The 1,072-nt window shown below is 61.5% G+C and carries 1 protein-coding gene and 1 pseudogene; both read left to right on the plus strand.

Translation table 11 applies throughout. The features are described from left to right. The coding region (locus tag BST40_RS28185; RefSeq protein ID WP_142276860.1) for an IS3 family transposase at positions 1-455 on the plus strand (455 nt) is incomplete at its 5' end. Continuing rightward, positions 406-915: pseudogene (locus BST40_RS28190) on the plus strand (IS630 family transposase); the annotation flags it as partial. The gene BST40_RS28185 and the pseudogene BST40_RS28190, both read left to right, overlap by 50 nt. Positions 916-1,072 lie beyond the last annotated feature (157 nt).

A 1,072-nucleotide genomic window follows, 5' to 3' on the forward strand; every position in this document is an offset into this window, starting at 1 on the left:
GCTGGTTGTATCTGTGCGCCGTCCGTGATGGCTGCTCACGTCGGGTGATCGGCTGGGCCATCGACGATTACCTGCACACCGATCTGGTCCAGGCCGCCGTGGAGATGGCTGTGGCGATGCGCGGCGAACTCGCCGAGCAGGTCGTGTTGCACGCGGATCGCGGCTGCCAGTACACCTCAGCACAGCTCGCGCGGTTCGCCCATGAGCACAACCTGGCCCGTTCAGTTGGCCGCACCGCGGTGTGTTGGGACAATGCCCAGCAGGAATCGTTTTGGGCCACACTGAAAGTCGAGTTCTACGACCGACACCTGTGGCCGACCAAGGCGGCCGCCAAGCTCGCCGTGGGCGATTGGATCGAGCGGGTCTATAACCGACGCAGACGTCATTCGGCCCTCGCTATGATGAGGCCGGTCGAGTTCGAAGACCAACTCACTCAGACGGCACAAGCCGCCTGACCCTGTGTCCACCAAACGGGGTCAAGCCCACAACGTGTTGACCGGCATGGTGATCGGACAATGCCTGCCCCGGCATCGCCACCAGGAGTTCCTGAAGTTCCTGCGCAACATCGACCGGGAGGTTCCCAAGGGGCTGCAGGTCCACTTGATCCTGGACAATTACGCCACCCACAAGCATGCCGAGATAGAGCGTTGGCTCGACAAACACTCCCGCTTCCACCTGCACTTCACGCCGACCTCCTCGTCGTGGCTCAATCAGGTGGAGCGCTGGTTTCGTGAGTTGACCGACAAAGCGTTGCGGCGCGGCGCCTTTGGGTCGGTACCCGACCTGATCGCCGCCATCCAGGAATACATCGACGCCCACAGCAGCGATCCGAAACCCTACGTGTGGACCGCCACCGCCGAGTCGATCCTGACCAAGGTCGCACGAGCACGCGCTACCCTAGAAACTGTCGCCTAATTGTGGGACACACCACTAGGGCGTCAAGAAGTTGCTCAATGTCATTGCCGTCGAAACCGATGCGGGCCCGCGGTGCTAAGCCGAAGTTACGACGGGTTCTGACTGGGGATTAGTGTTCTGAGCTGGCGATATGGGCTGCTGTCTCGTCCTGATGTGT

Origin of the sequence: Mycobacterium persicum, from assembly GCF_002086675.1 — a bacterium.
Classification (GTDB): Bacteria; Actinomycetota; Actinomycetes; order Mycobacteriales; family Mycobacteriaceae; genus Mycobacterium; species Mycobacterium persicum.